This window comes from Sandaracinobacteroides sp. (genome assembly GCF_057137845.1).
This window is the reverse complement of the sequence record NZ_DBNHFX010000021.1, coordinates 1-2,339: the sequence shown is the minus strand read 5'-3', so window position 1 is coordinate 2,339 and position 2,339 is coordinate 1. Positions and strand designations below refer to the sequence as shown.

Genomic DNA, 2,339 nt, shown 5'->3' with positions numbered 1-2,339 from the left:
GCGCGGGCGCGGGCGGGCTGGTTGTTGTTGTAAAGGTCGGTGCCGGCCTGTTCGGCCCGCAGTGCCGCGAATGCCAGCGCCACCGCCTTGTCGTCGGGGCGCGCGGCATAGGCCGGCTCCAGCAGTGTGGCGGCGCGATCCAGCAGTGCGTTGGCGTCGGCATAGCGGCCAAGCGTCGCGTACTGGCCACCGCCCGTCACTTCGGCCAGCCGGACATAGCCGCGCCCGGCTTCGATGCGCACATCGGCGGGGGCGTTCCCCATTGCCGCCAGCGCATCGAGATAGCGGATCGAGGTGTCGGCAAGCGCCTGCCGCGCCTCGGTCGCGCCCGACACCCGGCTTACCTTGTCGAACACGTCGAACAGCATCGCTTTCGCAATCGACCGGGTTTCGTTGAAGCGCGCGTCGGCTTCGGCTTCGGCACGGCGCGCCTGCCTGCTGGCGACGGCGACCCCGATCATCGCCACCAGCAGCCCGGCAAGCGCCGCCCCCACCAGCACCGACGGAACACGATGCCGCCGCAGGAATTTGCGCAGCCGGTAGCCGTCGCCGCCGCGCATCGCGGCAACCGGCATGCCGCTGCGCCACGCCAGCAGATCATCACGAAATGCATCGGCCGTCGGGTAGCGACCCGCCGTCGCCTCGGCGGCGATTGCTGCAAGTTCCGGTTCGGGCGCCGGAACCAGCCGCAGCAACAGGCGGCCAAGCGCCGATATGTCGCCCTGCGTCGGCGCCGTCCGGCGTTTTTCCTCGGTGGCGGCGGCCTCGGTTCCGGCGGGGCGCGCGATGCCGAAATCGATCAGCTTCAGCGCGCCGCCTGTTCCTACCAGCACGTTCAGCGGCGTAACATCGCGGTGCACCACCAGGCGCTGGTGCGCATAGGCGATGGCGCCCGCCGCCTGTTCGACCAGCACAACGCGATCGGCTGTCGGCAGCGCGTGCGTATCGGCCCAGCGGTCGACGGGCATCGCGCCTTCCACCAGTTCCATCACGATATAGGGGCTGCCGTCGTCGGTGGCGCCGCCGTCGTACAGGCGCGCGATGTTCGCATGTTGCAGATCGGCCAGCGTCTGCCGTTCCGAAAGGAAGCGCCCGACCAGCACGTCCGACAACAGGCCCGGCTTGATCAGTTTGATCGCCACCTCGTGGGTGAAGTCGCCTGCATCGCGCACCGCACGATAGACCGTTCCCATGCCGCCCCGCCCGATCACCCCCAGCAACCGGTATCGGCCGATGCGTTCAGGGCCGGCGGCGACGGCAGGTTCGATGGCAAGCGGCGCAGCACCGGTGCCGAACACGCGCGACACCCCCGGCGTGGAAATGCGATCGGCCTCCAGCATGGCTGCCAGCCGCCGTTTCACCCGCGGGTCGGCGGTGCGTTCGGCAATCCATTGTTCACGCGCGGATTCCGGCACATCCAGCAGATCGTCGAACAGCGCCAGCGCGATCCGTTCGACCGCAAGCACCTCGTCGGCGCCCTTGCTCTCAGTTCCCATCGATCGGGTGCCCGACGGCATCGACCAGCCACGCCCGCGCCAGGCGCCAGCGCCGCTTTACCGTGGCAACCGACAGGCCGGTCACCTGGGCGATGTCGCCCAGACCCATGCCGCCGAAATACCGCATCTCCACAAGTTCGGCCAATTGCATATCGATCGCTCCCAACCGCAATAGCGCCGATTCCAGCCGGATCAGGTCAATGCGTTGCACGCCATCGATGTCTTCGTTCAGTTCGACTTTGTAATGGGCCCGCTTGCCTACGCGGCGGGCGCGGGCATGATCGATCACGATGTTGCGCATCAGCCGGGCGGCAAGCGCGATCATGTGCGCACGGTCGGACACTTCGATCGAACCCTGCCGCACCAGCTTCAGGATCGCATCATTGACCAGATCGCCCGACGAAAAGGATGCGTCGCGTTCCCGCCGCATCTGCGCCGAAGCGATGGTGCAGAGTTCGGGGTACAGCCGCGTGATCAGTTCGTCGCGCGCCTGCTCGTCGCCGCTGCGCCAGCGACGGATCAGTTCATCGATGCCCCTGCGCGGCGCCTCCATCCGGCAAGGCTAGAACCGGGCGGGCCGGCCGGGCAAGCGATCCGTCGGAAATTCTCGGAAAATTTACGTTCGCCCGACATTCGATAAAAATAATTCTGACCCTTTTCGCGCCATCCTGCCGCTTACCCGGATGAGGGGGCGGAGGTTACCCCCTCGGAACGGGGAGAATGCAACATGTTGAAATATGCTCTCGCTGCGTTGGCCGCCGTCTCGGCGTTGCCGGCTATGGCGGCATCGGTCGATCTGACCGGGTGGACCGCAGAAGGAAATCCCGGCTCGCACGACTGGGT

The 2,339-nt window shown here is 67.0% G+C and carries 2 protein-coding genes; both read right to left on the bottom strand.

Features of this window, described 5'->3' with window-relative positions; genetic code table 11:
• Window positions 1-1,496: protein kinase domain-containing protein (locus tag AC16JP_RS00725; RefSeq protein WP_484338684.1), on the bottom strand; the 1,496-nt coding region annotated here is incomplete at its 3' end.
• Complete coding sequence (locus tag AC16JP_RS00720) at window positions 1,486-2,049, bottom strand: ECF-type sigma factor (RefSeq protein WP_484338683.1); 564 nt, start codon at window positions 2,047-2,049, stop codon at window positions 1,486-1,488. The genes AC16JP_RS00725 and AC16JP_RS00720, both read right to left, overlap by 11 nt.
• Window positions 2,050-2,339: the final 290 nt, after the last annotated feature.